Consider the following 25,695-nt stretch of genomic DNA (forward strand, 5'->3'; position numbering starts at 1 on the left):
ACGTCCAGGAACTCATCGTAGCGACCTTACCATAGCACTCCATTTCGAACCTCGATGACCGAGCTCCAGACGTGCCACACGGCCGACAGATCCCGGCAACAGCCAGCGCTGAGGAGCGCAAGCGCGAACAGCCAAATAGTGAGAAGCAGTCAAGTGCTTGCCGCCGAGTGTAGCCATACGCAATCCAGCGGCCGTCGGAAGGACGCAGCGTCGAGCACTCTGGCCGACTGACGACGCTGGGATGCCGCTGCAATTCCGTCCGATTGCGCCTGCCAACAATCGGTAGCGCGGGACCGGACGGTATGTGTTCCGGTGCGTCAGAATTTGTGACGAACGCCAACCGACACACCCAGCATCGACGAGTTGCCGTTGCCAAGCACATAGCTGTTACCGAGCGAGAGGCTATTCGCATAGGCAATCAGCGCAGAGTCAAGCATCAACCCTGCATTTTTTGCGTAGGCTGCCGACAGGTACACATCCGTGCGCTTCGAGAGGCTGTAATCGGCAATCAGGTTCACCTGCCAGGGATTGGCGACGCTCGTGTTACCGAATACATTCCGGACCTTGTCATAGTCGTACTCGAGCGTGAGACTGAGCGCCGGCCCTACCTGATATATGCCACCAACCCAGAGGAAGTCATCTCGCCCGATTGTCGCGCCCGCCGGTGCCTTGTTTTGCCCCCAACGATAGCCACCCATGATGCGCCCCCAAGGCAGGCTGTAGCTCAGCGCCGCCGTCGCCTTCTTGAAACTGCCGCTGCTCGCGCTGGTTGTCGTGCCAATGGTGGGATTGAACTGGTCGTACGCGATGGCTGCCCACAGCGAACCGCCGGCGTAGGACAGAGACGCGCCATAAGCACTGTCCCTTCGCGCCTGACCCGGCACTTCGCCATTGCCACCGATCGCCAGGCCTGACTGCACGGTCTGCGGCAAAGCCAGACCAGTGCCAAATGAATAATGCGCAACGCCGGTGAACTGGCCCGCATTCAAGGTGTACTTGATCGTGTTGTCTTCACGGAAGTTCGCACCGGCAAAGAGCGTGATCGGCTCGTACTGCGTAGCAAAGTATGCCGGTACAAAGTTGACGATGCTGTCGAACAACGAGGTGTATTGGCGCCCCAGACTGATCTGGCCATAGGTCGCGTTCTTTATCCCCACAAAGGCCTGCCGACCGAACAGTCGGCTCGACTGTTGCATCGTGCCGGTGTCGCCGCTGAATCCATTTTCGAGCACGAAGACAGCTTGCGTCCCTGCGCCGAGGTCCTCAACGCCGCGGATACCCCAACGGGAACCGGACAAGCCGCCCGAATTCATGCGAACGACGTCATGCCCCGGCCCTGGATTAAAGCCATTCGCCGCTGTAGGCACCGCGCCCACGTGGTTCACGTACTCGATGTTTGCATCGACCACCCCGTAGAGCGTAACGCTCGACTGGGCCAATGCGGAACCCGAGCACGCGGCCAGGGCAACTGCTGCAAAACGATTCAATTTCACCACTATCTCCTTTGTTGTCGTGATACATCTGGCTTGCAGGCATCTTCAGCCTCGTCGTCGGGACGAGCGCAGGCCGCACGCCGAGGGCGCGCATATGCCATAGGAAAAAATCTGGAAAGCTAGGGGGTGCTCCCCGCGCGCTATTTCGATTCCGGCGCAGTGGGAACAAGAGGAATCCACAGGAGATCGCGACCAACGATCACCTTCCCCGAAAAGCCTTGGCTGGCTGCTGCCCATCGGTGGGGATCGCCGTCGGCGGGGGCCAGATGCGACAGGACGAGGGTCTTGACGTGAGCCGCTTCGGCGACGGCTCCGACATCCGATGCGGCGGTATGCGCATGAACAAGATGGTGCGCCTTGGATTCCTGTGCCGCGCTCCGGGGCTTCGGGAACAGGGAATCCACCCAGGCGGTGTCGATCACCTCATGCACCAGCACATCGGCACCTTGCGCCAACCGAATCAGATTCCGGTCCGGGCTGGTATCGCCTGAGAAGACAACGGACCCAGTCGAGGTGTCGAACCGAAACGCGAATGCCGGATAGACCGGGGCATGGTTCACCAGTGTTGCCGTCACCCTGACGTTCTCGTCACGGTAGATCTCGAACGGAGCCATCGGCGGTGCGGGATCGCGATCGGGATCAACGTCAAGGCCTGCAGGCAGCGTGATATCCATCACGTCGACGCGGCTATGGGGATTCGGCTTGCGGCTATCCAGAATGTTGTCGTTGATGTCCGCGGCGAACGCACGGTACAGCGCTTCGGTCATGGCAACGGTGCCAGGCATCGGCTGCTCGGGCGCCACGACGTCCGCCACCCCGTCGTTGCCGCCGCTCGCGGGTGGGAGTTTTCCGCGTGAGCCGGGCCCGATCACCTTGAGTTTCTGACGCCGTTCTGCCAAGCCGTCCGACGCGCCAAACAGGACGAGCGACGGATAGTCCACGATGTGGTCTGAGTGCAAGTGCGTGATGAACGCCGCTCGTAGTGTTTCGAGGCCCTGTCCTGGTGGCGGCGCGCCCAAGCCCGCCTGGAAGTAGCGTCGCAGCCAGCCCGCGCCGAAATCGACAAGGTAGACCTGGCCATTGACCACTACCGCGGAGGCGATTCCTGCAGACTGCGAACCTCGCCAGGAAGTCCGGCCGCCGGCCGTTCCCAGCAGTACGAGGTTGGCGCCGGACTGCTCCGCCGAGGTACTGTGCGGCTGTCCGATCGAATCGGCATAAGACGTCGAAGCCAGGACGGCGAGCGCCGCCCATGCTCCCGCACAAAACAGGCGGAAGCCATTGACCGGGCCGGCCCCAGTCCGGGAAAAAAGATCATGCATGTGTTCTCCGAAGGAAGGTCAGCACTGGATCGGCATCATTCCGGCTTCACGCCGGCGTCCGAAATCACCTTCTCCCAACGGAGCTTCTCGGCCTCGATAAATCTTGCGCCTTCTGGCCGCGACATCGGCATTGGATACGTGCCCAGGTCCTTGAGCCGATCGACAAACGGCTGCTGCGTCAACGACTGGTTGACGGCAGCGTTGACGCGATCCAGCACCGGCACTGGCGTCCCCTTGGGCGCGAAGATCGTGAACCAACCCTTGGCGACAAGACCTGGCGCGATGTCCTTGGCCAGCGGAAAACCCTCCATGCCCGGCAGGTTCACATCCGAAGTCACGGCAAGCGCCTTCAGGCGACCGCCACGCACCAGGGGCACGAGCGGCGCGATGCCATCGACATAGACCGGGATGTCGCCCTTCACCACGGCCTGGATGGCTTGAGTCGTGCCGCTGAAACTCACCTGCCGAAACTTTGTCTTTTGCAACTGCCCCATCATCTCCGCCGTGAGATGGGGAACGGAGCCACGGGTCGGACTCCCGATTACTACGTCGTCAGGACGTGCCTTGGCATCCTTGATGACATCGCCAAGACTCTTGTAGGGTGTCGCGGGACCGGCCACGAACATCATCGGCGTGTACGCCAGCGTCGCAGCCACTTCAGTGTCGCGCTGGATATCGAATTTTGCCTCCTTGTACATGACGGGCGTCGTGACAGCCGCCGCTGCGTGAAACAGCACAAGCGTGTACCCGTCGGCCGGCGCCTGCTTGAGCGCGCTCATCGCGACGATGCCGTTACCGCCAGGCTTGTTCTCCACGATCACCTGCTGCTTCCAGGCGCTGGTCAGGCGTTCGGCAACCTGCCGGGCGATGATATCCGGCGCGCTGCCCGCAATCGATGGCACGAGGATCCGGACCATCTTGTCTGGATACGTGCTGGCAACGGCCGGCAGGGCCAAGGCGAGCAGCGTCAGCGCGAGGAAGGGGCGTTTCATGTTGTCTCCACGTCTGGCGTACCGGCGACATCATCGTCGCGGCACTTATTTGATATACCGTCAAATAAGGATTGTAGTTTTATTGACTGCATCTCAAATAAGTAGATACCACTAGCGAGGAAACATCGAGACAATGATGGTCCCCGCGCTACCGGTTACGCGGAACGCGCGCTTCTTTTCTTCGCAGGTTTTACGGCGCGCTGCCAGGCAGCGATGCCATCGAGCGTAATGCGAAGTCCCTCTTCAAAGGCGGTATCGGAGGACAGTTGTGAGAACGATCGGCTGACAAAGCGTGCACCGGGATACTGCTCGGCCGATACCGAATCCAGCTTGTTCTGAATAAATGCCTGGTGATAGGCGGGCAGTTGGCGCGAGGCTTCCGCCATGCTTGCCGCGACGAGGTACTGCGCCAGCAAGTGGTAACCCAAGGCGACTTGCTCAGCGGAAAAACCGCCCTGCATGATCGCCGAAGTCATCCGGTTGAAGAACTCCAGGCCATAGTCGGTTTCGCCCGGCTGCACATCCTGAAACAGCCGGTACCGGTTATGCGACGCCACATAGTTGCTGACGCCTGGATTTTCCACCGCCACCTGGAAGCTGAGCCGAGCGATGCGCTCCACGTCCGCGCGCCAGTCGCCCGTCAGTGGCGGGATCCGCAGGGTGCGCTGGCGATAGTAATCGTTCAGTACACCTGACACCAGTTGATCGCGACCACCAAGGTAATAGTGGATCAGCCCCGGCGCCACGCCAAAGTCCTTGGCAAGCTGGACCATCGAGATCTGGTCCAGCGGCAAGGTCTTTGTCAGCTTGATCGCATGCTGCAGGATCGTCGTGCGGCTGAGCATGGGCTCGGCGCCGATCGGGGACTCCGTTTTCGGTGGTCGGCCGCGTCGGCGCGGCACCGGATTGGGCGTGGGCTGTGCGGCAACCTTGGCAGCGGGCGACTTACGGGCGGCAGGCATGGGCGTTGGACGATCAGACCGACTGGAAATTGGTGGTATGCCAATTCTATCCCCGATCGCCCCACACGCCATCCTTCGCGTCCACCTAGGCAGACGCCACCGCCGTTGCGTCCTTCCCTTCCGCGCCGGCTCTGTAGCGTCCGAGAGACAGAACCAGCGCGGCGGCTGCCAGCAGCATCCAGGGCAGGACCAGCAACGGCACATCGTAGCTGCCATGCCGATCGAACCAGGCGCCCAGCCCGATCGGACCGATGACTGCACCCAAGCCGTAGCCAGAAAAGGCAATGCCAAACAGCGAGCCAAACGAGGTCAGACCGAAGTATGACCGGACCAGGTAGGAAATCAGGTCGCCCTCCGCCCCGATAGTCAGGCCAATGAGCGTGGTCGCCACCAGCAACGCGGCGTAGTCGTGAGTCCCACGCAGCAGGAATACCCCGACCGCGCCCCCGATGAAGAAGACGCTTGCCACCAGTGGCGCATGGATTTTGTCGATCAGTAGCCCGGTGAGCAGACGCCCGACGAGAAGCCCAACGCCGACCATCGAGGCACTCCGCGCTGCCATGGCCGCATCGAAACCGCGATCCGCGAACAGCGATGGGAGATGCGGCCCTAGCGACAAGGTGGCCGCAGAACTCAATACGAACACCAGCCAGATCGCCCAGAGCCGGTAGCTACGCATCGCCGCTGCCAGCGCTACACCTTGCGGCACATGCTTTGCCCCACGGCTGCCGGAGAACCGCTCCCGCAACAGCCCGCAGGCCACCAACGAAAGCACGACCGAGCCAACGCCCAGACCTACGTAGGCCATACGCCAGCCAAATGTCGTGACCAGAAACTGCGCCGTGATCGGCAGGATGACGGTGCCAGCCCCGAGGCCGCACATCGCAATGCCCAGCGCGAGGCCCAGACGACGATCGAACCACTGGGGCAGCACTGCAAGGTAGCCCAGCACCGAGGTCGCCGCGCCGGACACGCCGACAACAACCGAAAGCGCCACCCACATCAACATGCTGCCGTTTTGCAGTGACATCGCGGCAGTGGCCAGGCCAAAGACGATCGCCGAACACACGATCACCCGACGAATACCGAAACGGTCCATCATTGCGCCAACGATGGGACTGACAACGGCCAGCCCGAACATCGACGCCGCATACGACAGGGACGCCTGCGAGCGTCCCCAACCGAACTCAGCGGCCAGCGGCCTGACGAAGACGCCAGCCGTGGCGTTGAACAAAGGGGCGTATCCGGCCAGCATCCCGAGGGCCGCGCCGAGGATCACGCTGACGTAAATCCAGCCGGCGGCACGGGGCAATACTTGGGGGGCGTCATGCATATCACGGTCTCCGTGGTCGTGGCGGCGCCTTCCGTGGGCGGCCGCCTTATGGTTTGCGCAGAGGCTCAGCGCAGTCCGGTCTGGCTGCCCAGATAAGCGCCTGCGCCCGGCGCCTTGGCTTCCAGGCCGAGCCTGCGCAGCATCTGCCGCACGGTGCAGGCCGCCGTCGACGTCACCGGAATGCCAAGCGCTTGCTGGGCGGGCTCGAGCGCCGCCAACGACGGCATCTGCACGCAGGCGGACAGGACCACGGTGTCCACACCCTTGGTGTCCAACCGCTTCACGTCTTCGAGCAGTCGCAGCGGGTCCCGCTCTCCAACCTCAAGGTTGTCGAGGATCGAGAAGTTGATGACATCCTTCACTTCGATGCCTTCGTGCTCGATGTACTCGACGACGGTTTTCGTCAGGGCATCGCTGTACGGGGCCATCAATGAAATGCGTCGGGCGCCGAAGTCCTTCAGTTCCTCCACCAGCGCGCCGGCCGATGTCATGATCTGCGGGCGATACGGCGCGTCCCCGATAGCGGCACCGAGCTCCTCGATGACCTGACGGTGATAACCGTTACCCATGCACATGGTGGCCACCAGGCACGCCGTGCTCATGACATCCACACGGGCGTCGGCCAGTTCCAGCGCGCAGCGGCCCATGTCCCGGTTCATCCTCTCCAGTTCCTCGGCCACCACGCGATGCATGCGCACGCGGCTCGCGTGGAAACTGAATTGCTCGGGGAGCACCTGCATGCGGGCATTGAAGATGGCGGGGACTTCGCGCTCCATCGTGATGTTGGAGCTGGGCACGATTTGCCCGATTCGGTACGTCGACATTGATATTTCCAAGAAACGATTCAGAGCGCTGGCGACAGGAAGCGGTTCAGCACCGCGCGCAGCGAGTCGGGAATTGGCGTCCCCTCGCGCCGGTCCAGCCGCACGCAGATCGGCGAGAACATGGCGTCGAAGACCGGGGCGCCGTCAGGTCGGCGGGCCACGCAGCGAATATCGAACGATCTGGTCCGAATGGCTTCGACCGCGCACGTGATATCGATCACGTCATCCGGCCAAAGCGTGCCGATGAATTCGAAACGCATGGCCTTGCATGGGGTACCGACGCCGTGGACCTCTCCCAGCCGGCCGTCGCCGCCCGCCATGTGCGCGGTGTAGAGACCGACCGCTCCAAGCAGATAGTCGGTGAACCGGCCTGTGTAGACGACGCCTGCCGGGTCGCAATCTCCCCAACGCACGGTACGCCTGACCACGAACGGACTTTCGCTCAGCACGTACTCCGTGGCGCGCATCATGATTGCCCTTCTGCCGCCACGGCTGCCACCCCGCCGGCAGCCAGCTCGGCCATCAACGCCGGAAACTGAGCCCGCAGACGTTCCGCGTCAATACGGCCGGTACGCGTCATAAAGCGAAACACGAACTCGTGCGGCGTGGGAAGATCCATCCATTCCCGAATGCGCTCGTACCAGTTATACGACGCCTCTGAAGCGCTGATCAGCTTGGCCTTCTCCGGTTTGCGCACGGCTTCGTACTGCTCCAGCGCAGCCGGTACATCGTCCGGGTGCGTCACGATGGCGTCCGCCAACGCCATGGCATCCTCCATCGCAATCCGGGTGCCAGATCCGATCGAGAAATGCGCACTGGTCAGTGCATCGCCAATCAGGACCTGCTTGCCGACATGCCAGTTGGCATTGAGGATCACCGGGAACTGTCGCCAGATCGAATTGTTCGAAACCAATCCGTGGCCAGTCAGCTCCGGGGCAAACACCGTCTCGAAGAGCGCTTGCCGCGCTTCGGCGCTCATGTCTTCCATGCCGAAGTCGACCCAGGTCTGGTGGTCGCACTCGGCCACGAATGTGCTCATCGAATCGGAGTACGGGTAGTAATGGGCCACAAAGTAGCCGCCCTCGTACTTGCGAAACACCAGAGCCGGACTCGCAAAGGGCTTTGCCACGCCGAACCAGGCGAAGTGATTCGTCAGTGTGCGGCGCGTCGTGCCAAAGGCCGCTTCATTGGCGGTACGCAATTGCGAGCCGATGCCGTCCGCCCCGACGACGAGGTCGGCATCGAGCGCATCGAAATCGGCAATGCGCTTGTTGTACGTCACCCGTACGCCAAGCTCTTTTGCGCGCTGTTGCAGTACAGACAGCAGACTGATGCGGGGAATGGCACCACCACCTGCACCGGGCTTCCTCATGACTATGGGATGCTCGTGACTGACGATCGAATGCTGGTCGTTGAACCGCATGGCCTTGGCCAGGCGGTCCACCACGATCGGCGAAGCTGCCCGAAGATTCGACAGGCCTGTGTCGGCCAGGACAACGCCGAAGCCAAACGTCGCATCCTCCGGGTTCTGCTCGAACACATCGATGTCGACCTGCGCCATCCGCTCCTTGAGCAGGATCGACAGGAACAGCCCCGACGGTCCGCCGCCAATGATCGCCACCTTCATTGCGTATCTCCCGGAGCCACCACGAGCGCATCCATGTCAAATTGTCGAATGCTGCCTGCCAGGCCGCCGGTCAGCGCCCCGTACCAGACCGCCGGCTTGAAGCCGAGTTCCTTGCGCCGGAACTGCAATGTCGGATTGCCGTCGATGCGCACGTAGCCATTGCCAATGGCAGTGGTCTGATAGCCAGCGGTCTTACGGGCCACGTCGATTAGCGGCGCAAACTCGGGCACATCGAGTACATAGACCGAAGCCTTTTCGCCATTCGGCACGGCGCGCTCGATACGCTCCGCCTTGCGCTGCCAGACCGGCTCGATCGATGCAAAGGCGGCACCCTTCTCCCGTGCGCGTTCGAGTTCGATGGCGGAATCGATCGTAAACGCGGCATCCTGCTTGTCGGCGTCGCTGAACGGGCGCACCTGCCAGGTGATCTCGATCGGGTATCCGTTCGGATCGTTGAAATAGATCGACTCAATGACCTCGTGGCGAATCTGGTAGCGCAATGGAATGCCCACCGCCTCCACGCGCTGGCGCCACTGCAACAACTCCGCTTCGTCGCGCACTCGCCAAGCGGTGTGCGTGGCGCGGTCCTGGTAGTGCTCGCGCACGGTCAGCCAGTCGGGCCGCTCGGTACCGATGTAGTAGAAGAAGGCGATCGTGCTGCCATTGCCGCTATCGAAGAAGAAATGCAGGAAGTCCGCGTGATTGTCGGGTCCCCACCCTTTCGCCGAAATCGCATGCACGAGCGGCAAGCCCAGCAGATCGCGGTAGAAGTGCACCGTTTCCGCAAGTTTCCAGGTGGGCCGCGCAGTGTGATGTACGCCGTGCAGTGCAACGACGGGAACGTTGACGTGGGCGCCTTGCGTGGATTGGTTCATGTCTCTTCCTTCTTCACTTTGCTTGGTGGACAGTGTCGTTTTCCGCTTCGGTGCGCAGCATCTGGACGATGCGGTCACGCAGCAGGACCTTGCTGAGCTTGCCCGATGCCGTCAGCGGAAATTCCGGGATGACTTCGAGCCTCTCCGGCCACTTGAACTTGGCGAGGCCGACCTCCTGCAGGTATTGGGCAAGTTCGGGAAGTGTCAGGCCCGACGCCGCTGCCGGCTTGAGTAGCACAAAGGCGCAGACACGCTCGCCGTAGACCTTGTCTGGCATGCCAACGACCGCTGACGCCAGGATCGACGGGTGCTGGTTGATGACGTTTTCGAGCTCTTCAGCGTTGATCTTTTCGCCACCGCGATCGACGACATCCTTGATCCGCCCGAGGAAGAAGTAATAGCGCTTGCCGTCGACCACTTGAGCGGACATCAGGTCACCGGAGCGGTAGAAGCCGTCGGCAGTGAAGCGCGTAACGTCTTCCTTCTCGGACTTGTAATAGCCGCGGATGGTGTACGGCCCCCGAAACAGTGCTTCGCCGACCTCGCCATCGCCCACGGTGTCTTCGGTGCCGGGATGGACGATGCGCACTTCGTCGGCATCGGATACCGGATAACCGATCGATTGCTCGCGAATCTCCGAAGGGTCTTCCGGGCGCGTGAACATGATCACGCCTTCGGTCATGCCGAAAATATGATGTGTCGGCGATCCGGTCAGGCGCGTCAGGTTGGCAGCGTTCTTCGGGGCAATGAAGTTGCGTCGCGCCTTGTCCGACGCGGTGCCGCGCAGCAGTTCCGGCGCGATGCGACTAAGGATCGGCCCGGCAACGCCGAACCAGGTCGGTTCGTAGTTGCGAACGAGAGACTGCAGCGTTTCCTCGCCGATATCCGGGGCTACCGTCACCTTCGCGCCGCACAACAGAAACGGGCCGAAGAAGCAGCCCATGTTGAGGTTGTGCATGTACGGCGTCGGGAAGAACAGCACGTCTTCAGCGGTATATCCGTTGCATGCAGCCACTGCGCGCATGTTGTACAGATACTCGTTCTGAAAACGCGGGATGATTTTCGGCACACCGGTGGTGCCACCCGACAACTGGAACACAGCCGCCTGGAACGGCTCGTGGTCGACTTCAGCCAACAACGCCTGGGCGCGCGCCAGCGGCATATCGCGGATCAAGTCCGCCAGCAATACGGCTCGTCCGCGGCGCTCACCGCGCGCCTGAAGGATGAACTGGAGACTCGGCACTTCCGCCTGCATCTCCTCGGCAAACGCCACGTCGTCGAACTTGGGGTCATCTCCCTGAACGAAATGCAGACGTGCCTCGCACAAGTTGCCCAGGTAACTCACTTCCAGCTTGCGAAATGCCTGTAGCGAACACAGCGGGATGATGCCGGCCTTCAGGCATCCGAGAAATGCGAACAGCAGTTCATTGCTGTTGCCGCATTGAAAGACCGCACGGTCGAGCGGCCTGAGACCCAGCGCCAGCAGCGCCGCCCCAAGACGGTCAGTCCGTTCGTCCAACTCCTGATAGGTAAACTCGCCCTCCGGCCCCACCAGGGCCAGCCGATCATGGTGATCGCGGAACGATTGACGGAAGGCGCCAACCAGCGTTTCGCCGGTCAGGTAACCGTCGCCGACATAACGGCGAAGGCGGTCTTCATCGGGATAGCGCACGCCATCGAGCAACACGGATGGGCGTACGTGGGTGGGTTGCAGCATCGTTGTCTACCTCTGTAGTTATATAGTTCGGCCGCGGTGCCGCTCAGGCCATCGATTCCCGCAGCCATTCGACGATATGACGTCCTGCAATGCGCTGCCCGGGCTCCTCCTCGCGGCTCAACGCCATGCCGTGGTGGTTGCCGCGCACACGAATGTGCTGCTTATGCGCCGCCGGGATCTGATCGTAGATGGCCTGGATATCCGCCGGAAACGTGCATTGATCGCCGGTGTATTCGAGCAGCAGCGTGGGCTGATGCAACGTGCCGATCGTCTTGTCCAGCGCCGCGTTGGATGACAGCCCCGACCACGTGGAGAGCCAGGATTCCGGCGTGACGACACGTCCGAAACCCACACTTCCCCAGTTGGACACGAAGGGATCCTTGCCCCAGAGCGAACCGGTCTTGCGGTCGGACGGGTCCAGCGAGATGTCCCATGAGCGCAGGTCGGCGTCGGTACGCCAGACCTCGAAGATCGGTGCATGGGCTGCGAGCCGACGGTCGGAATCGGTGCCCGCGCCGGCCTTCACTTTCTGCCGCGCCTCCTGCTTGGCCCGAAGCATTGCCCTGGCGCTTGCGTCGATGCGTGCAACGCGTTCGGTCTGTGCAGCGCGATATCGTTCGATGAAGTCGGGCGCGTATCTGCCCTTGCCGGATTCCACATCGAATCCGTTGGCCTTTGAAAACGGATCGAGCCTCGGGTCCGTCTGCATGGGATCGTCTTCATCAGCGACCGACGGGTCAATGCCGCTCATCAGGAGTTTGCCCTGCCCCGGGTGGGGCGACACAAGGATGAACGCATCGACTTCCGGCATATGCAGTTCACCCAGGTTCGTCGGGCGGCCACCCGGCGTCCGGGCAATACGCATTTCACGGGGCGTCAACGACTGCTGGTTGTAGAACGTGTACAACCCCGCGCCGCCCGAATTGCCGAGCAGCACGATCTTTTCATAACCAAGATCGCGCAGGTGCGTCATACCGGCTGCGACATCGAACAGCGCGATCTCATGCTCCAGACGCAGGTCGTTGCCGATCGAGCGTGGGCCCTGCACCCAGCAAGCACATCCGGCATCGAGCACGAACGGCACCAGATAGTGGGTGATGGCCATTTCGCGCGGGTGCATCAGGGATACAACCGTCTTTTCCTTGCCAGTGAGGCTGAACAGAAAGCCGAGCGTGCGCTGCCCATCGGCCGTGCCCAATGCATAGGGCACCATCTGATAGGGGCGATCCATCAGCCGGGCGTCCCATGAGGCACCTCGCATTCCTGCCGTCACTTGCGGCTTGTCTTGTTCGCTCACGCTGTCTCCTTCGTAAATGCGACCGTCTCAATAATCTAGTGTTTATTTGATATGCTGTCAAATAATTCCGGAGACCTCGCGAACTGCGCCGCGCCGGAAAGGAAGGTCTGGCGCGAAGGCGACACACCCGCACGACGCGCCCTAGCCGACACGTCCAGTCGGCAACGATCAGAAGTCGTGCCGCCGACCAACGACGGCGCCCTGCGCAGGGCAACCCTTGTTCAAGGTGTACGAGGACGTCAAGTTCTTGTGCAGACTTTAATGTCACCGCCCATCAGGCCCTCCCCCGACTCCCCTATACTGCATCCGTCCCTTCACGGAAGCATGAACTATGGAATTCGCTCCTGGCATCAGCCAGCTTGCGGGGTTGCTGGCCGACCCGGGCCGCGCCGCGATGCTGTGGGCGCTGATGGACGGCAGCGCCCGGCCCGCCGGCGAACTGGCATTGATCGCCGGATTGTCCGCGTCGTCGACCAGTGGACACCTGACCCGCCTCTCCGAAGGCGGCTTGCTGGTGGTGGAAACTCGCGGGCGCAATCGCTACTATCGGCTTGCCACGCCGGAAATTGGCGTGGCTATCGAGGCGCTGGCCACCGCGTCACTGGCCAGCCAGCCGCCGCGCATGCGTGCCGTGCCTGTTTCGCGCACCACGCCGCCTGCGCTGAAGCAGGCACGAACTTGCTACGACCACCTGGCCGGGGAACTTGCTGTGGGGCTTTTCGAACGAATGTCGCAGGCGGGCTGGATCGCCGTGGACGGCACGCGGGTCGACTTGACCGGAGATGGCACGCAGGCCATGGGGCAGTTGGGCATCGACGTGGATGCGGCGCGGCGCAAGCGGCGGCAGTTCGCCTGCACATGCCCCGACTGGAGCGAGCGCAAGCCGCATCTGGGCGGGGCGCTCGGGGCCGCGCTGCTGCAGGCGATGCTGGCGCACGGCTGGATAGAACCTACAAGCACGTCGCGCGCGTTGCGCGTGACACCACGTGGGCAAAATGAAATCGGAAAGGTAGCGGCAGGAGAGAACAGATGGCGATAGAACTGGAAGACGATGCGCAGGACGCCGTAAGCCGGCTGTTCGCGCTGATCAACCTGGGTGACACGCAACAGACCACACGGCAGCTCACGCTCCTCGAGGAAGCCCTGGAAGACGCCGAGGAAGACGACGTCGACTCGGAGGCATTGCTCTCTCAGATCAAGGAGATCATCGACTGGGAATCAGGCTTCTATGTCGACTGGAAGGACGTGGAGTCCTTCATCGGCTGCCTGAACCAGTTATGCGAGCGTATCGATCTAGAGATCGATTGGGGCACCGACGATACCGAGGATGAGGATTTCCTCGAAGGCACCAGCGTGCCCGAACTCATGGAGCTGGCGGCCGATCAGCTCCGCGTGGCGGGCTACACGCTCTGGAACTGGGATACGGGCGGCGATGCCTATGCCGGCTGGATCACGCGCAGTGAGGACGACGACGAAATGCTGGAAATCGCCGACACGCTGGGCTTCGACGCCCGCAGCGGCGACCAGCCTTTCTGACGCTCAGTCGAGGGTGATGACGGTGGGCTCGCCATCGTCATCGTTCTGATCTTCCGCGCTCTCCTCAATGCGCGTTGCGGCCGTCACGCGCGCTCCGGGCCGACGCGTTTCTGGCACACCGAGCGTTTCCTCGAGCGCATCCAGAAATGCGCGCACGCTGGCCGGCATCAGCTTGCGGGCGGGCATCAGCACATAGACCTTCAGCGGGGACGATGCGTAGCCAGGCAGCACGCGCACCAGCTTGCCCTCCACAAGTGCCTCGCGTACAAATCGCGGCGACAGGCGCGTCACGCCCAGGCCATCCACCGCGGCATTGAACCGGACTTCCGCGTTATGCGTGCAGATGCGGGGTTCCACATCCATGGCGAAGGTTTCCACCCCATCGCGCAGGAATTCCCAACGCGTATCGTCAAGATTGCCGACCGTGGGCCAGCCTTGCAAATCCTGCGGCGTGCGCGGCAGTCCGCGCTCGCGAATCAGGGACGGCGCGGCATAGAACGCGCGTTCGATCAGCACCACCCGCTTGCTGGCAAACGAGCTATCGCTCAACCCCGTGTCTGTCATGACGAAGGCCAGGTCGTAGCCGTGGCGGATCAGGTCGGGCTGGTCCCAGCTCACGTCGAGTTGCACGCGCAGCGAGGGATGCAGCTTGAGCAGCCGGTTCACCGTCGGCGAAAGGTGCTGCGAACCGACTTCATAGGGTGTGGCGATGCGGATCGTGCCGCTGACTTCTTCGCTGACGGACGCCGCTTCGGCGCTGATCTCGCGCAGTTCGCCGAACAGTGGCGCCACGCGATCATACAGTTGCTGGCCGCGCTGGGTGACGCGCACCCGACGCGTGGTCCGCTCGAACAATCGCACGCCGAGTTGCCCTTCCAGCCGCGCCACCGCGGCGCTCGCCGATGACTTCGGGACTTCGGCCAGTTCGGCCCCCTGTGTGAAGCCGCCCCCTTCCACCACGCGGCAGAAGATTTCCCAGTCCTTCCAGTCGATCGATTTCATTGCGCACCTTGTTCACGCGAACACCGGGAAAACCCTTACCCGATGGGGCGCGATTGTCCCACACCGCGAACAATGATGGAGTCCATGCTATTAGTGTGGGTATTACGGGAGTATGGCAGGGTCGGTTTTCTTGGTGCGAATCGGATCCGGTGGCGTCTGAAGTGGCCTTGGCGCGCTGCGGCAGTTCCAGCACCTGCTCGCTGAACACGTCAGTCGATTCAACGATTGGCGCTCGGCCTCGACGGACATGCCGAGGCCATCATCATCGTCGCGGCCCGCGCCGGGCTCCATGCCATCAAAGAAGCAGGACAGGCCACTTCCCAGCCCGCAGCCCCGCTTCGAGGCCAGTGGTCTATGGGTTGCGTTCCGCGAGCGCTTCGAGCAGCGCTTGAGACGGCACGAAGAACAGGCTTCCGGTGACTGCCTTGCTGTAGTCGAGCAGCCTGTCGTAATTGCCCGGTGGACGCCCGACGAACATGTTCTCGAGCATCTGCTCGATCGGCGCGGGCGAGCGCGCGTAGCCGATGAAATAGGTGCCAAACTCGCCCTTGCCGGGTGAGCCGAACGGCATGTTGTCACGCAGGATCTTCACTTCCTTGCCGTCCTCTTCCAGCGTCGTCAGCGAGCTGTGCGAGCACGTCGGCTTGACCGACTCATCGAGTTCGATGTCGGACAACTTGGTCCGCCCGATGATGCGCTCCTGCGCCTCGACGGAAAGCTCGTTCCAGCCGGTCATGTCATGCAGGTACTTCTGCACGATCACGTAGCTGCCGCCTGCGAACGATAGGTCCTCGTCACCGATGATCGTGAAATCCACAGCTTCGCGATCCACCGGATTCTCAGTGCCGTCGACAAAGCCCACCATGCTGCGCATGTCGAAGTAGCGGAAGCCATGCACTTCGTCGACCACGGTCACCGCCGCGCCGAGCCGGCCGATCAACTGGGTCGCGAGTTCGAAGCACAGATCCATATGTTCCGCGCGGATATGCAGCAGCAGATCGCCCCGCGTGGCCACGGCGCGTCGATCGCCGGCGCCGAACTCGCGGAATGCATGTAGCGATGCGGGACGCGGGCCCCCGAACAGCGTATCCCAGGCGTCGGTGCCAAAGCCGCAGACACATGACAGATTGCCGCCCGGCACACGTTTGCCGACGGACCGCACGAGCGCTGCGACATCCGCGCACCAGGCACGCACGGTCGCGGCGTGCTCGGCACCGGGCGTCAGCGTCGCGACGATGAAGATCGCGCTGCGGGTAATGGGTTGATAGACGGCCTGGGGTTCGATCGGGTCGTTTGGCATGGGGGAGTGAGTATGGTTATAGCTTCAGACGCTGACTGCGCGAGACAGTCTTCAAGACTAGAACACGTGCCCTAGTTGTGAAAGCCACACCTTGGCATGGGTTTCCGGGACCACGACCATGTTCCGAGCCCCATCGTATACGGCACTCAAGCCTTGGCGCAACGCGAAGTCACAACGCAAAGTCACAAGGTCGTTCCCTCGAGGCTCCCTCTATGTCGCAACGCCCACGAACTCGCCCGCTGCTTCCAGCAACCATTCGCGCAGGTGCCCCATCGCATCGCTCATTGGCTGCGTGTCGGGCACCACGAGGTAGTACGCACTCGTCGCGCGCAGTGATCGCGCCACGGGTGTCACCAGCAGCCCGCGCGTCAGGTACTCATCCACCAGGAAACGCGGCACCAACCCGACGCCAAGCCCCGCGCGGGCCGCGCTGATGACCATGCTGTGGTGGTCATAGCGCGCGCCGCGCAGCGCATTGACATCGTCAATGCCGGCGGCCTCCATCCATTGCTTCCAGCCGAAGCTGCGCGTGACCAGGTGCAGTAGCGGCGATCGCGCGATGTCGTTGACGCTGACCCGCTTCTTGCCGCCGAAAAAGTCCGGATGGCAGACGGCGACCGACTCCTCGCCGAACATCCGGTCCACCCGCGCGCCCGGATAGACCGCCTCGCCGAAGTGGATCGCCGCGTCGTACGGCGTGCCCTCAAACAGGAACACATCCGACTGCGCGCGGATGTTGACGATGACCTGCGGGTGGCGGGCATAGAAACCCGGCAGCCGTGGAATCAGCCACTCGACGGCCAGTGTTGGCACGCACGCCAGTTCCACCGTGCCACCCACACCTTCGTGCGCCATGATGTCCAGCGTGTCGCGCTGCAGCTTGCGCAGCATCTCGCGCACCTGGCGGCTGTAGAGCACCCCCGCCGCCGTCAGCGTGATGCGCTGGTTGGCCCGGTGAAAAAGCTGCACGCCAAGCAGGCTTTCCAGCGAGGCGATCTGGCGCGATACCGCGCTCTCCGTGATGTACAGATCCGCCGCCGCGCGCCGCAGATTCAGATGCAGCGCCGCCGCGTCGAAGGCACGCAGGTTGGACAGGCTCGGAAGACGTTGGCGCATGGGGTGGGGGAGGGACTTGTTGACTAAAAGTCATCATCCTATACCGAAATTTCGCTTGAAACCGTCAGCTTGATGAGGAACGATTCGAACTCGCACCGCCGCGCCCCCTCTTAACGCGGCACCCCAGAACGAACAAAGACAAGCAGGACAGGGAGACAACATGAAGCGTTTGATCAGCGCCCTCGCAGCTGCCGGCCTCGCATTCGGCGCGGCCGTTCCCGGCATCGCCGCCGCCCAGGAATTCCCGGCCAAACCCGTACGCATCATCGTGCCGTATCCACCGGGCGGCACCACCGACATGGTGGCGCGCCTGATCGGCGACCAGCTCGCGATCCAGTGGAAGCAAACCGTCCTCGTCGACAACCGCCCCGGCGCAGGCGGCATCGTCGGCACCGGCACGGCGGCCAAGTCCCCGGCCGACGGCTACACGCTGCTGATGGGCTCGGTGGGCGAGTTCGGCATCAATCCGACGCTGTACAAGAAGCTGCCCTACGACGCCGCCGCCGACTTCGTGCCGGTGACGATGGTCGCCAAGGTGCCGAACGTGGTCGTGGTGTCGCCGGCCTTCGCCGAGCGTGCCCATGTGCAGACGCTGGGCGAACTGATCGCCTATCTGAAGGCGCATCCCAAGCACGTGAACATGGCATCGGCCGGCAATGGCACCTCCACGCACCTCGCGGGCGAACTGTTCCAGCGCATGACTGGCACGGAGATGAGCCACGTCGCCTACAAGGGCAGCAGCCCGGCTATCGCCGACCTGATGGGCGGCAGCGTCGATGTGATGTTCGACAACCTGCCGGCATCGCTGCCGTTCATCCGTTCCGGCAAGCTCAAGGCACTGGCAGTGACCACGCCGGCACGCTCGTCTGCGCTGCCCAACGTGCCGACCGTCGCCGCCGCCGGTCCGGTGCCAGGCTTCGACGCCAGCCCGTGGTTCGGCCTGCTCGCGCCGCGTGGTACCCCTGCAGCCGTTGCGCAGAAGATTAGCCAGGACCTGACACGCGTGCTCGGCGAGCCCGCCGTGCAAGCCAAGATGCGCGAACTCGGCGCCGAACCGGCACCGAGCACGCCCGACGCCTTCGCCGAGGTTCTAAAGAAGGATCGCCAGAAATGGGGCGACATCGTCCGACTGTCCGGCGCCTCGGTGGACTGAAAACCACCCACATTATTCCAACTGCTTCTCCGCGCGTCCCCCGCGCGGCACCTCATCATGATTTCCAACGTCACCTCGCTCGTTTCCCTTAGCCTTGGCACCGAAGCCGCCGCGCGGCTCTCGCAACTGGTGGCCATGCCCACGCTGCCGGCCGGCAAGCTGGGTCACCCCACGCGCGCCGAAATCGCTCATGCGCTGAACCTGGTGCTGTTCGCCGGCATCCTGGATCGCGTGCCCACTGGCAAGGCCTACACGGAGGATGTAGCGGCCACGGGCGGCAAGGTGCACTTCGATCACGGCGCGCTGCGCACCGTCCGCTGGCAAGAGAACGGCGCCTTGCCCGCAGGCGAGGCAGCCTTCACGCGTATCCTGCGCCCGCTTGGCTACCGCCTCAATGGCACGTATCCGCTCGACCGCATCGGCATGACGGGCCGCTCGTATGCCCACGCCGACGCGCCGGAGGAAATCGCGCAGTTCTTCCTCAGCGAATTCCATCCCGAGCGCTACAGCGAGGACTTCCAGCAAGCCGTGAGCCGCGTCGTCGGCAACTCCGCCGATCCGCTCACGCCGCGCGCGCAGTCGCTACTGTGGGAACTGGAACGTGACGGCGCGCTGCCGCTGGCCGATGCCGGGGAACTGATCGACCTGCTGGCCCGCTGCTTCGAGCGTCAGCACGCCACGCCGCACCTGAACGACTACGAACGCCTGCTGGCCGAGTCGTCGGAGATGGCATGGATCGCCACCGAAGGAAATGCGTTCAACCATGCCACCGACCGCGTGGAGGATGTCTTCGCGGTATCGGACGAACAGAAGCGTGTGGGCCGCCCCATGAAGGAAAAGGTCGAGGTGTCGCAAAGCGGCCGCGTGAAGCAGACCGCGTTCCGCGCCGATCCGGTGCGCCGCGCGTTCGTTGGCGCCAGCGGTGACGAGGTGGTGCGCGAGGTACCAGGTTCGTTCTACGAATTCATCACGCGTGATCGCTACGTGGACGAGGCACAGGCCATCACGCGCACGGACCTGGGCTTCGACGCCGGCAATGCGCAGGGCATCTTCAAGATGACCGCGGCGGCCTGCTGAAGCACGACGTCCGCAACCACGAGCACGCCATGACCGCCTACCCCTTCGTTCCCGCGCTACGCGAGCCGCAAGGCTCGCCGATCCGCGAGCTGTTCAAGTATCTCTCCGACCCGGAGATGATCTCGTTCGCCGGCGGCTATCCGTCCGCCGCGCTGTTCGACGTGGAAGGCATCGGCGCGGCATCCGCGCAGGCATTGCGTGAACGTCCTGCCGAGTGCCTGCAGTACGGTGCCACGGAGGGCACGCCTGCGCTGCGCAAGGCGCTGGCGGCCCTGATGGCGGAGCGTGGCGCGGCCGTCGCCATGGACGAACTGCTGATCACCAGCGGCTCGCAACAGGGCTTCGATTTTCTCGTGCGCGCGCTGGTGGAGCCGGGCAGCCTTGTGCTGGTGGAGGAACCCACCTACTCGGCGACGCTGCAGGCACTGCGGCTGGCCGGCGCTGACGTGCGTGGCGTGCCGTCCGACCATGACGGCATGAACGTCGACGCACTGGAGGCGATGCTCGCAGACGCGCCGGCACGTCCGCGCATGATCTACACGGTGCCGACCTTCGCCAATCCAACCGGCGCCACGCTCTCACCCGCGCGCCGGCTTCAATTGCTGGAACTGGTGGCACGGCACGAGATCGTGCTGGTCGAGGACGATCCTTACGGCGCGCTAAGCTTCGACGGTCCGCCGCCGCCATCGCTGCTCGCGCTGTGCGATCAGGTGTCCGGCGCGCGCCCGTGGCTCGTGCATCTCGCAAGCCTGTCGAAGACGCTGGCACCAGGACTGCGGCTGGGCTGGATGGTGGCCGCGCCGGAGATCGTGCGTCGCGCGGTGATCGCCAAGCAGGTGTCGGACCTGTGCACGCCGCCATGGCTGCAACTGACCGCCGCGCATTACCTTCAGGCCAGAAACCTGCCCGGGCAGATCGCGCGGGAAGTGGCGGTCTATCGCGACAAACGCGATCGGCTGACGACGGCGTTGCACCAGGCGTTCGGCACGCGCATCCGGTTTGCGGATCCCGCCGGGGGCATGTTCCTGTGGGTATCCGTGGACGGCATCGACGATGCGGCTGCGCTGCTGCCCCATGCCATCGCAGAGAAAGTGCTGTTCGTGCCGGGCACAGGCTTCTACGCCGAGCGTCGCGCGCGCCCCGCGTTCCGGCTGTCGTTCGTGGGCGCCGACCCGGCGCAGATCGAAGAAGGCGTGGCGCGGCTTGCCCGGGCCGCAGCGCGTGCCGGGGTATCCGTCGTCAATCCGGACTGAGCCAGGCGCTCAGACATCCAGCGTACCGACGAAGCCGAACTCGACCGGCGTCTTCGCATAGAAGAGGCGGATGTCTTCGTGACGCAAGCGCTCCAGCAGCGCCTCCACCTCTTCGACGGTGGCGACCACAGTCACCTCTTCCGGCCGATCGGCTAATTCGATGAAGTGCCAGGAATGAAAGCGATGGTCGTGCCCGATTCCCTCCGCCGCCACCGTGTGTGTGGCACCGCGAATCTGCATCTCCCGCATCACCTGCATCAACCAGTGCGATAGCTGCTTGCCGTGATGGCGCCGACCTTCCTGTGTGTAGAAGGTGAGTTGATAGCCCTGCATGACATCTCCCTGCGGGTCCGGATTGGCCAGAAGCTGGAGCCCCCCCACGTGGCCATTTCATCGTATGCCAGGGGGCAGCAATGGTCCAAGACCAGCTGCCGGGCCGAGAGCGCCCGGCACCCCCTGGGAAACCCGGTGTTGAGAATAGCTCTCATTCTGAGTTAGGATGCCGCCATCGCCCCTTGCGGGGCTTATTGCCGGAGAAGTTCATGCAGAAGATTGCCGCTTTCCTCGTTGCCGGAGTGTTCTCGACCGCCGCTTTCGCCGGCGCCAACTGCGCCAAGCACCCGAAATCCGAATGGATGCCGGAAGCCGATGCCAAGGCCAAGATCCAGGAACAGGGCTACAACATCAAGAAGTTCAAGGTGGACGGCAATTGCTACGAGATCTACGGTACGACCAAGGATGGCAAGAAGGCCGAAATCTACTTCGACACCAAGACGCTTGAAATCGTCAAATCGGAAATCGGCAGCTAAGCATGTCGGCGCCCGCGGACCGGACGAACGCCCCCGACACGATTCGCGTCTGGGACGTGGTCGTGCGTTTCACGCACTGGAGCGTAGCGGCCATCGTCTGCTTTGACCTCGTCCAGGACTCCGGAGACAAGGTGCACCGAACCCTCGGCTACATCGCCGCGGGGCTGGTGCTGTTCCGGGTCTTGTGGGGCTTCATCGGCAGCCAGCCTGCGCGTTTCCGCACGTGGCTGCCACGTCCGTCCGCCGTGCTGGCCTATGGCAAGGCACTGATCGCCGGCCGCGCGCCGCGCCATGTCAGCCATACGCCGCTGGGCGCCGTCGCCATGCTGGCCATGTGGACGCTGATCCTGGCGCTGGCCGTCACCGGCTGGATCTCGCGTCTCGATGCGTTCTGGGGCGAGGATTTGCCAGTCGACATCCACCGCTGGCTGGCGAACGCGCTGCTGGCGCTGGTGATCCTTCATGTGGCCGCAGCCATCGTCATGAGCATCAAGGGCCGCGAGAACCTCGTCGCTGCCATGATCACGGGCCGCAAGCCACGTGATCCGCGCCGCTAGCGGATTTCTATGGCATAGTTGCCATCGTTTTACCCCGCGTGTATCGGGAGAGTCTGTGCCAGCCGCCCGGCCGACACGGCGCCGAAGGAGCAACCGCCCCGGAAACTCTCAGGCAAAAGGACCGGTACCCGCCATTGAACTCTGAAGAACCCCGGCTTGCACGTCAGCCGGCGGTACCGAAGGAGCAAGCGGCACGCGTATTGTTCGTGTGCCGCGAATCTCTCAGGTCAAGGACAGAGGGGGCGTCCGCAACCGCGCATGGTGCGCGGCGGACTGCCATCCCACGACGTCATGAAAGACCTTCGACATGAAATCCATCGCAGTGATCGGCGGCGGCATCACCGGCGCCACGACGGCTTACGCCCTGGCCAAACGCGGGTTCTCCGTCACCCTGTTCGAACGGCACCGCTATGCGGCCATGGAAACCTCGTTCGCCAACGGCGGACAGCTCTCCGCCTCCAACGCGGAAGTCTGGACGCACTGGTCCACGCTGGCCAAGGGCCTGAAGTGGATGCTGCGCAACGACGCGCCGCTGCTCGTCAACCCGCGCCCGACCTGGCACAAGCTGAGCTGGTTCGCCGAGTTCATCGCATCGATCCCGCATTACCGCCGCAACACGGTGGAGACCACGCGGCTTGCCATTGCCGCGCGCCAGCACCTGTTTGCGTGGGCGGAGGCGGAGGGCATCGACTTCGACCTCAAGCGGCGCGGCATCCTGCATATCTATCGGGACAAGGCGGGCTTCGATCACGCAGGGCAAGTCTCGAAGCTCCTGGCCAAAGGCGGACTCGAACGGCGCGCGGTGACCCCGGACGAGATGCGAAGCATCGAGCCGACGCTGGCAGGTCAGTACTACGGCGGCTACTACACCGAAAGCGACTCTACCGGCGACATCCACAAGTTCACCACCGGTATCGCTGCGGCGGCGCGCAGACTGGGCGTCCAGATGCTGTACAACCAGGACGTGAGCACCGTGTCGACCAGCGGCCGGCGAGTGACGATCGTCTCTGCTGACGATGGCCAGACGACATCGCGCGAATTCGACGCAGTGGTCGTCTGCGCCGGCGTTGCCAGCCGCGATTTCGCGCGGCAGCTCGGAGATCGCGTGAATATCTATCCGGTCAAGGGCTATTCGATCACGGTCAACCTCAACGACGCCGAAAGCCAGGCCTCTGCGCCCACGGTCAGCCTGCTCGACGACGAAACCAAGCTTGTCACCAGCCGTCTGGGCGTGGACCGATTCCGCATAGCCGGCACCGCCGAGTTCAACGGCGTCGACCGCGACATCCGCGCCGATCGCATCCGTCCGCTGATCGACTGGGTCCATGCTTGCTTCCCCGGCGTCAGCACCCGTAGCGTGGTGCCCTGGGCGGGGTTGCGGCCGATGATGCCGAACATGATGCCGCGCGTTGGCAGGGGCCATGCCGCTAACGTGTTCTACAACACAGGGCATGGGCATCTCGGCTGGACGCTGTCCGCCGTGACGGCCGAGATGGTGGGGGATGTCTTGCGCCACGCCGCCACGGCGCAGCAAGGGCGCGTGGGCGTTGGCGGATTGGTGGTGGGCAACGGCTGAGGGAAGCCCTTCTTTCCGGGCCAAAAACGAAAAAAGCCCCGCTTGCGCGGGGCTTTTCGAATCTGGTGCCCAGAAGAGGACTCGAACCTCCACAGTGTTGCCACCGCTAGGACCTGAACCTAGTGCGTCTACCAATTCCGCCATCTGGGCGATGCGAGCCGCGAATTCTACAGAAGCCTGAGGAATTTGCAAGCCCCCGTGTGAATTCTCTCGCATTCCTCCCAGGTCAGTTGCCGCGCAGCTCCAGATAGAGCCCGCCATCGACCACGTAGCGGTTCCGGCCCGCCCGCTTGGCGCGGTACATGGCGCTGTCGGCGCGATGCAGCAGTGGCTCGAGGCGCGGCGCGTCGGGCACGGCGCAGACCGCGCCGACGCTGATCGTCACGAACGGCTGCACCGGCGTGCCATGGTGGGGAATGCCAAGCTCGCGTACCACTGCCACCATCCGACGTGCGATGGTTCGCGTCTCCTCGGACGTGGAATCCGGCAGCACCACGGCAAACTCCTCGCCACCCAGGCGGGCGCAAAACTGCGTGCCATCGAGCACGCAGGTCAAGGCCGTCGCGACCTGCCGCAGGCACTCGTCGCCGCGCGGATGGCCATAGAGATCGTTGAACTGCTTGAACAGGTCGACATCCAGAATCAGCAGGCCGATTTCCGTGCCGCGTTCGTAGGCGCGTGTCACCGCGGCATGCGACTCGCGCTGGAAGTAGCGACGATTCGGAATGCCGGTCAGGGCATCGACGTCGAGGTCCGCCTGGGCGCGCGACAGCTCCTGCGCGGTCTGCCCAAGCTGCATGGCCAGCGCCTGCTCGCGCGACTGATAGCGGCTGATATCGCGCATGAACACGAGCTTGCCGATTGGCTTGCCATCCATCCGGCAGACGGGCTCCACCATCAGTTCGTACTGCGCGCCCTGGGGAATCCCGGGATTCGTGCCGACGTCTTCGGCAGTGGCCGGCGAAGACAGCAAGTCCTGCCACGTGGCAGGCGCCACCTCGCCTTGCGCCAGTTCCGGCAACATGCGCGCCGCTGCGGGGTTGAACTCGACGATGGTGCCGTCCAGGCCGAGGATCACGCAGCCTTCGCGGATGGTGTCGAAAACACGCAGCCGCGCGTAGTGCCCGACATCGTCCAGATGCGATCGCAGCGCACAGAACCAGACCAGCACCGTCATGACCGAGAACGTGGCCGGTGTAAGATCACCGCCGAGCGGGCCAGTCAGGCGCTCCAGATAGGCGAGATGAAAAACAAGCGGCAGCGCCAGGCCGCACGCCAGGATATTCCGCCCGCGCACCGACAACGCCGCGTTCGGCACCTTGGCCGTGATGAGGAAGTACAGGCTCAGTCCGAGCAGCGCATAGGTCCACGCCGCCATGATCGTGTAGCCGATACCGTGGTGGAATACGGCACCGGGTGATACACCGGGGGGCATCAGTTCGATCGAGGTCCAGACCAGATGGTGACGCTCATTGGTGAACACGAGCACGACCGACAGGACCGCCGCCATCACGGGCACCCATAGCTTCGACCAGGGCACCACGAAATGCGGCCGGCTGACATGGATCATCGCCACGAGCCAGCCAATTGGCACGGCCACGATGCCGAGGTACTGGAGCTTCGCCCAGAAGATGCGCCCGGCCATGTCCGATTCGCTGATCTCGAGCAACCGTCCGCCGCTCCAGACCACCACGCCCCCGGCCAGCAGCAGGAACGCCCTGACCGTAGGGTCGTCACGGCGCGGCCAGGCGGCAATGGCCATGCCCACGCTGCACACCACGGCGATGGTCAGACAAAGGACGAGAGGATACGATGGCATGGAAGGTCGGCCGAACCAGATCGGGGCCCCGACTGGCTGTGCGGGGCGAACCATT

The 25,695-nt window shown here is 63.4% G+C and carries 24 protein-coding genes, 1 tRNA gene and 1 riboswitch; of the genes, 8 read left to right on the forward strand and 17 right to left on the reverse strand.

From position 1 onward, the window contains the following. Positions 1–317: 317 nt before the first annotated feature. From WD006_RS19530 to WD006_RS19580, 11 genes are all read right to left on the reverse strand, one after another. Entirely contained in the window at positions 318–1,493 is a 1,176-nt protein-coding gene (locus WD006_RS19530) for a porin (protein WP_425648255.1), read from the reverse strand. Between the two features lie 140 nt (positions 1,494–1,633). Continuing rightward, positions 1,634–2,581 carry an MBL fold metallo-hydrolase gene (locus WD006_RS19535; protein ID WP_375199011.1) on the reverse strand — a complete coding sequence of 316 codons (948 nt, stop codon included), beginning with the start codon at positions 2,579–2,581 and terminating at the stop codon, positions 1,634–1,636. A 269-nt stretch (positions 2,582–2,850) separates the two neighbouring features. Beyond that, entirely contained in the window at positions 2,851–3,807 is a 957-nt protein-coding gene (locus WD006_RS19540; protein ID WP_029308805.1) for a Bug family tripartite tricarboxylate transporter substrate binding protein, read from the reverse strand. A gap of 155 nt (positions 3,808–3,962) precedes the next feature. Further along, complete coding sequence (locus WD006_RS19545) at positions 3,963–4,652, reverse strand: TetR/AcrR family transcriptional regulator (protein ID WP_227874010.1); 690 nt, start codon at positions 4,650–4,652, stop codon at positions 3,963–3,965. 202 nt (positions 4,653–4,854) lie between these two features. Further along, positions 4,855–6,102 carry an MFS transporter gene (locus tag WD006_RS19550; protein ID WP_011518298.1) on the reverse strand — a complete coding sequence of 416 codons (1,248 nt, stop codon included), beginning with the start codon at positions 6,100–6,102 and terminating at the stop codon, positions 4,855–4,857. A 65-nt stretch (positions 6,103–6,167) separates the two neighbouring features. Beyond that, complete coding sequence (locus WD006_RS19555) at positions 6,168–6,926, reverse strand: maleate cis-trans isomerase family protein (RefSeq protein ID WP_011518297.1); 759 nt, start codon at positions 6,924–6,926, stop codon at positions 6,168–6,170. Positions 6,927–6,946: 20 nt separating this feature from the next. Continuing rightward, positions 6,947–7,396 (reverse strand): acyl-CoA thioesterase, encoded by a 450-nt coding sequence (locus WD006_RS19560; protein ID WP_011518296.1) that lies wholly within the window; start codon positions 7,394–7,396, stop codon positions 6,947–6,949. After that, a complete protein-coding gene (locus WD006_RS19565) occupies positions 7,393–8,553 on the reverse strand; it encodes an FAD-dependent monooxygenase (RefSeq protein ID WP_011518295.1) in 1,161 nt (386 codons plus the stop codon). The genes WD006_RS19560 and WD006_RS19565 overlap by 4 nt, the downstream gene beginning before the upstream one ends. Beyond that, the gene (locus tag WD006_RS19570) at positions 8,550–9,428 is read right to left on the reverse strand and encodes a VOC family protein (RefSeq protein ID WP_011518294.1); all 879 of its coding nucleotides are present in this window, start codon (positions 9,426–9,428) and stop codon (positions 8,550–8,552) included. Before WD006_RS19570 ends, WD006_RS19565 begins: the two co-directional genes overlap by 4 nt. 13 nt (positions 9,429–9,441) lie before the next feature. Then, positions 9,442–11,145, reverse strand: a complete 1,704-nt coding sequence (locus tag WD006_RS19575) for an AMP-binding protein (RefSeq protein ID WP_011518293.1) — start codon at positions 11,143–11,145, stop codon at positions 9,442–9,444. A gap of 43 nt (positions 11,146–11,188) precedes the next feature. Continuing rightward, positions 11,189–12,376, reverse strand: a complete 1,188-nt coding sequence (locus WD006_RS19580; RefSeq protein ID WP_035833297.1) for a hypothetical protein — start codon at positions 12,374–12,376, stop codon at positions 11,189–11,191. 397 nt (positions 12,377–12,773) lie between these two features. On the opposite strand from WD006_RS19580, the gene WD006_RS19585 reads away from it, so the two are divergent. Further along, the gene (locus tag WD006_RS19585; RefSeq protein WP_011519978.1) at positions 12,774–13,481 is read left to right on the forward strand and encodes an ArsR/SmtB family transcription factor; all 708 of its coding nucleotides are present in this window, start codon (positions 12,774–12,776) and stop codon (positions 13,479–13,481) included. Then, on the forward strand, positions 13,472–13,978 hold the full coding sequence (locus tag WD006_RS19590) for a DUF6630 family protein (protein ID WP_011519979.1): 507 nt from the start codon (positions 13,472–13,474) through the stop codon (positions 13,976–13,978). Before WD006_RS19585 ends, WD006_RS19590 begins: the two co-directional genes overlap by 10 nt. A 3-nt stretch (positions 13,979–13,981) precedes the next feature. Here WD006_RS19590 and WD006_RS19595 read toward each other — a convergent pair whose 3' ends face one another. The 3 genes from WD006_RS19595 to WD006_RS19605 all read right to left on the reverse strand — a co-directional run bounded on the left by WD006_RS19595 (position 13,982) and on the right by WD006_RS19605 (position 17,396). Next, positions 13,982–14,980 (reverse strand): LysR family transcriptional regulator, encoded by a 999-nt coding sequence (locus WD006_RS19595; RefSeq protein WP_011519980.1) that lies wholly within the window; start codon positions 14,978–14,980, stop codon positions 13,982–13,984. Positions 14,981–15,332: 352 nt separating this feature from the next. Beyond that, the gene (locus tag WD006_RS19600; protein WP_029308802.1) at positions 15,333–16,280 is read right to left on the reverse strand and encodes a Dyp-type peroxidase; all 948 of its coding nucleotides are present in this window, start codon (positions 16,278–16,280) and stop codon (positions 15,333–15,335) included. 210 nt (positions 16,281–16,490) lie between these two features. Beyond that, entirely contained in the window at positions 16,491–17,396 is a 906-nt protein-coding gene (locus tag WD006_RS19605) for a LysR substrate-binding domain-containing protein (RefSeq protein ID WP_011519982.1), read from the reverse strand. 160 nt (positions 17,397–17,556) lie between these two features. On the opposite strand from WD006_RS19605, the gene WD006_RS19610 reads away from it, so the two are divergent. Genes WD006_RS19610 through WD006_RS19620 form a run of 3 tightly spaced genes read left to right on the forward strand, consistent with a single transcriptional unit; the run spans position 17,557 to position 20,879 of the window. Beyond that, positions 17,557–18,549, forward strand: coding sequence for a Bug family tripartite tricarboxylate transporter substrate binding protein (locus WD006_RS19610; protein WP_011519983.1), 993 nt, complete (start codon positions 17,557–17,559; stop codon positions 18,547–18,549). Between the two features lie 57 nt (positions 18,550–18,606). After that, the gene (locus WD006_RS19615) at positions 18,607–19,626 is read left to right on the forward strand and encodes a DUF1338 domain-containing protein (RefSeq protein ID WP_011519984.1); all 1,020 of its coding nucleotides are present in this window, start codon (positions 18,607–18,609) and stop codon (positions 19,624–19,626) included. Between the two features lie 29 nt (positions 19,627–19,655). Next, a complete protein-coding gene (locus tag WD006_RS19620) occupies positions 19,656–20,879 on the forward strand; it encodes a PLP-dependent aminotransferase family protein (RefSeq protein WP_425648257.1) in 1,224 nt (407 codons plus the stop codon). Between the two features lie 9 nt (positions 20,880–20,888). Here WD006_RS19620 and WD006_RS19625 read toward each other — a convergent pair whose 3' ends face one another. Continuing rightward, positions 20,889–21,212: a DUF190 domain-containing protein gene (locus tag WD006_RS19625; RefSeq protein ID WP_011519986.1), complete on the reverse strand. Its 324-nt coding sequence runs from the start codon at positions 21,210–21,212 to the stop codon at positions 20,889–20,891. A 209-nt stretch (positions 21,213–21,421) separates the two neighbouring features. On the opposite strand from WD006_RS19625, the gene WD006_RS19630 reads away from it, so the two are divergent. The 3 genes from WD006_RS19630 (at position 21,422) to WD006_RS19640 (ending at position 23,821) form a co-directional block, all read left to right on the forward strand. Next, positions 21,422–21,688 carry a PepSY domain-containing protein gene (locus WD006_RS19630; protein ID WP_008651386.1) on the forward strand — a complete coding sequence of 89 codons (267 nt, stop codon included), beginning with the start codon at positions 21,422–21,424 and terminating at the stop codon, positions 21,686–21,688. A gap of 2 nt (positions 21,689–21,690) precedes the next feature. Next, positions 21,691–22,245, forward strand: a complete 555-nt coding sequence (locus WD006_RS19635; protein WP_029308800.1) for a cytochrome b/b6 domain-containing protein — start codon at positions 21,691–21,693, stop codon at positions 22,243–22,245. A gap of 34 nt (positions 22,246–22,279) precedes the next feature. Further along, positions 22,280–22,379: riboswitch (glycine riboswitch) on the forward strand. Positions 22,380–22,552: 173 nt separating this feature from the next. Further along, positions 22,553–23,821 carry a D-amino acid dehydrogenase gene (locus WD006_RS19640; protein WP_425648258.1) on the forward strand — a complete coding sequence of 423 codons (1,269 nt, stop codon included), beginning with the start codon at positions 22,553–22,555 and terminating at the stop codon, positions 23,819–23,821. Between the two features lie 63 nt (positions 23,822–23,884). Here the strand turns inward: WD006_RS19640 and WD006_RS19645 are convergent. Both WD006_RS19645 and WD006_RS19650 read right to left on the reverse strand, forming a co-directional pair. Further along, a tRNA-Leu gene (locus tag WD006_RS19645) sits at positions 23,885–23,971 on the reverse strand. A gap of 76 nt (positions 23,972–24,047) precedes the next feature. Further along, positions 24,048–25,640: a diguanylate cyclase domain-containing protein gene (locus WD006_RS19650; protein WP_029308798.1), complete on the reverse strand. Its 1,593-nt coding sequence runs from the start codon at positions 25,638–25,640 to the stop codon at positions 24,048–24,050. Positions 25,641–25,695: the final 55 nt, after the last annotated feature.

Origin of the sequence: Cupriavidus sp. Met-2, assembly GCF_049843575.1 — a bacterium.
Classification (GTDB): Bacteria; Pseudomonadota; Gammaproteobacteria; order Burkholderiales; family Burkholderiaceae; genus Cupriavidus; species Cupriavidus metallidurans.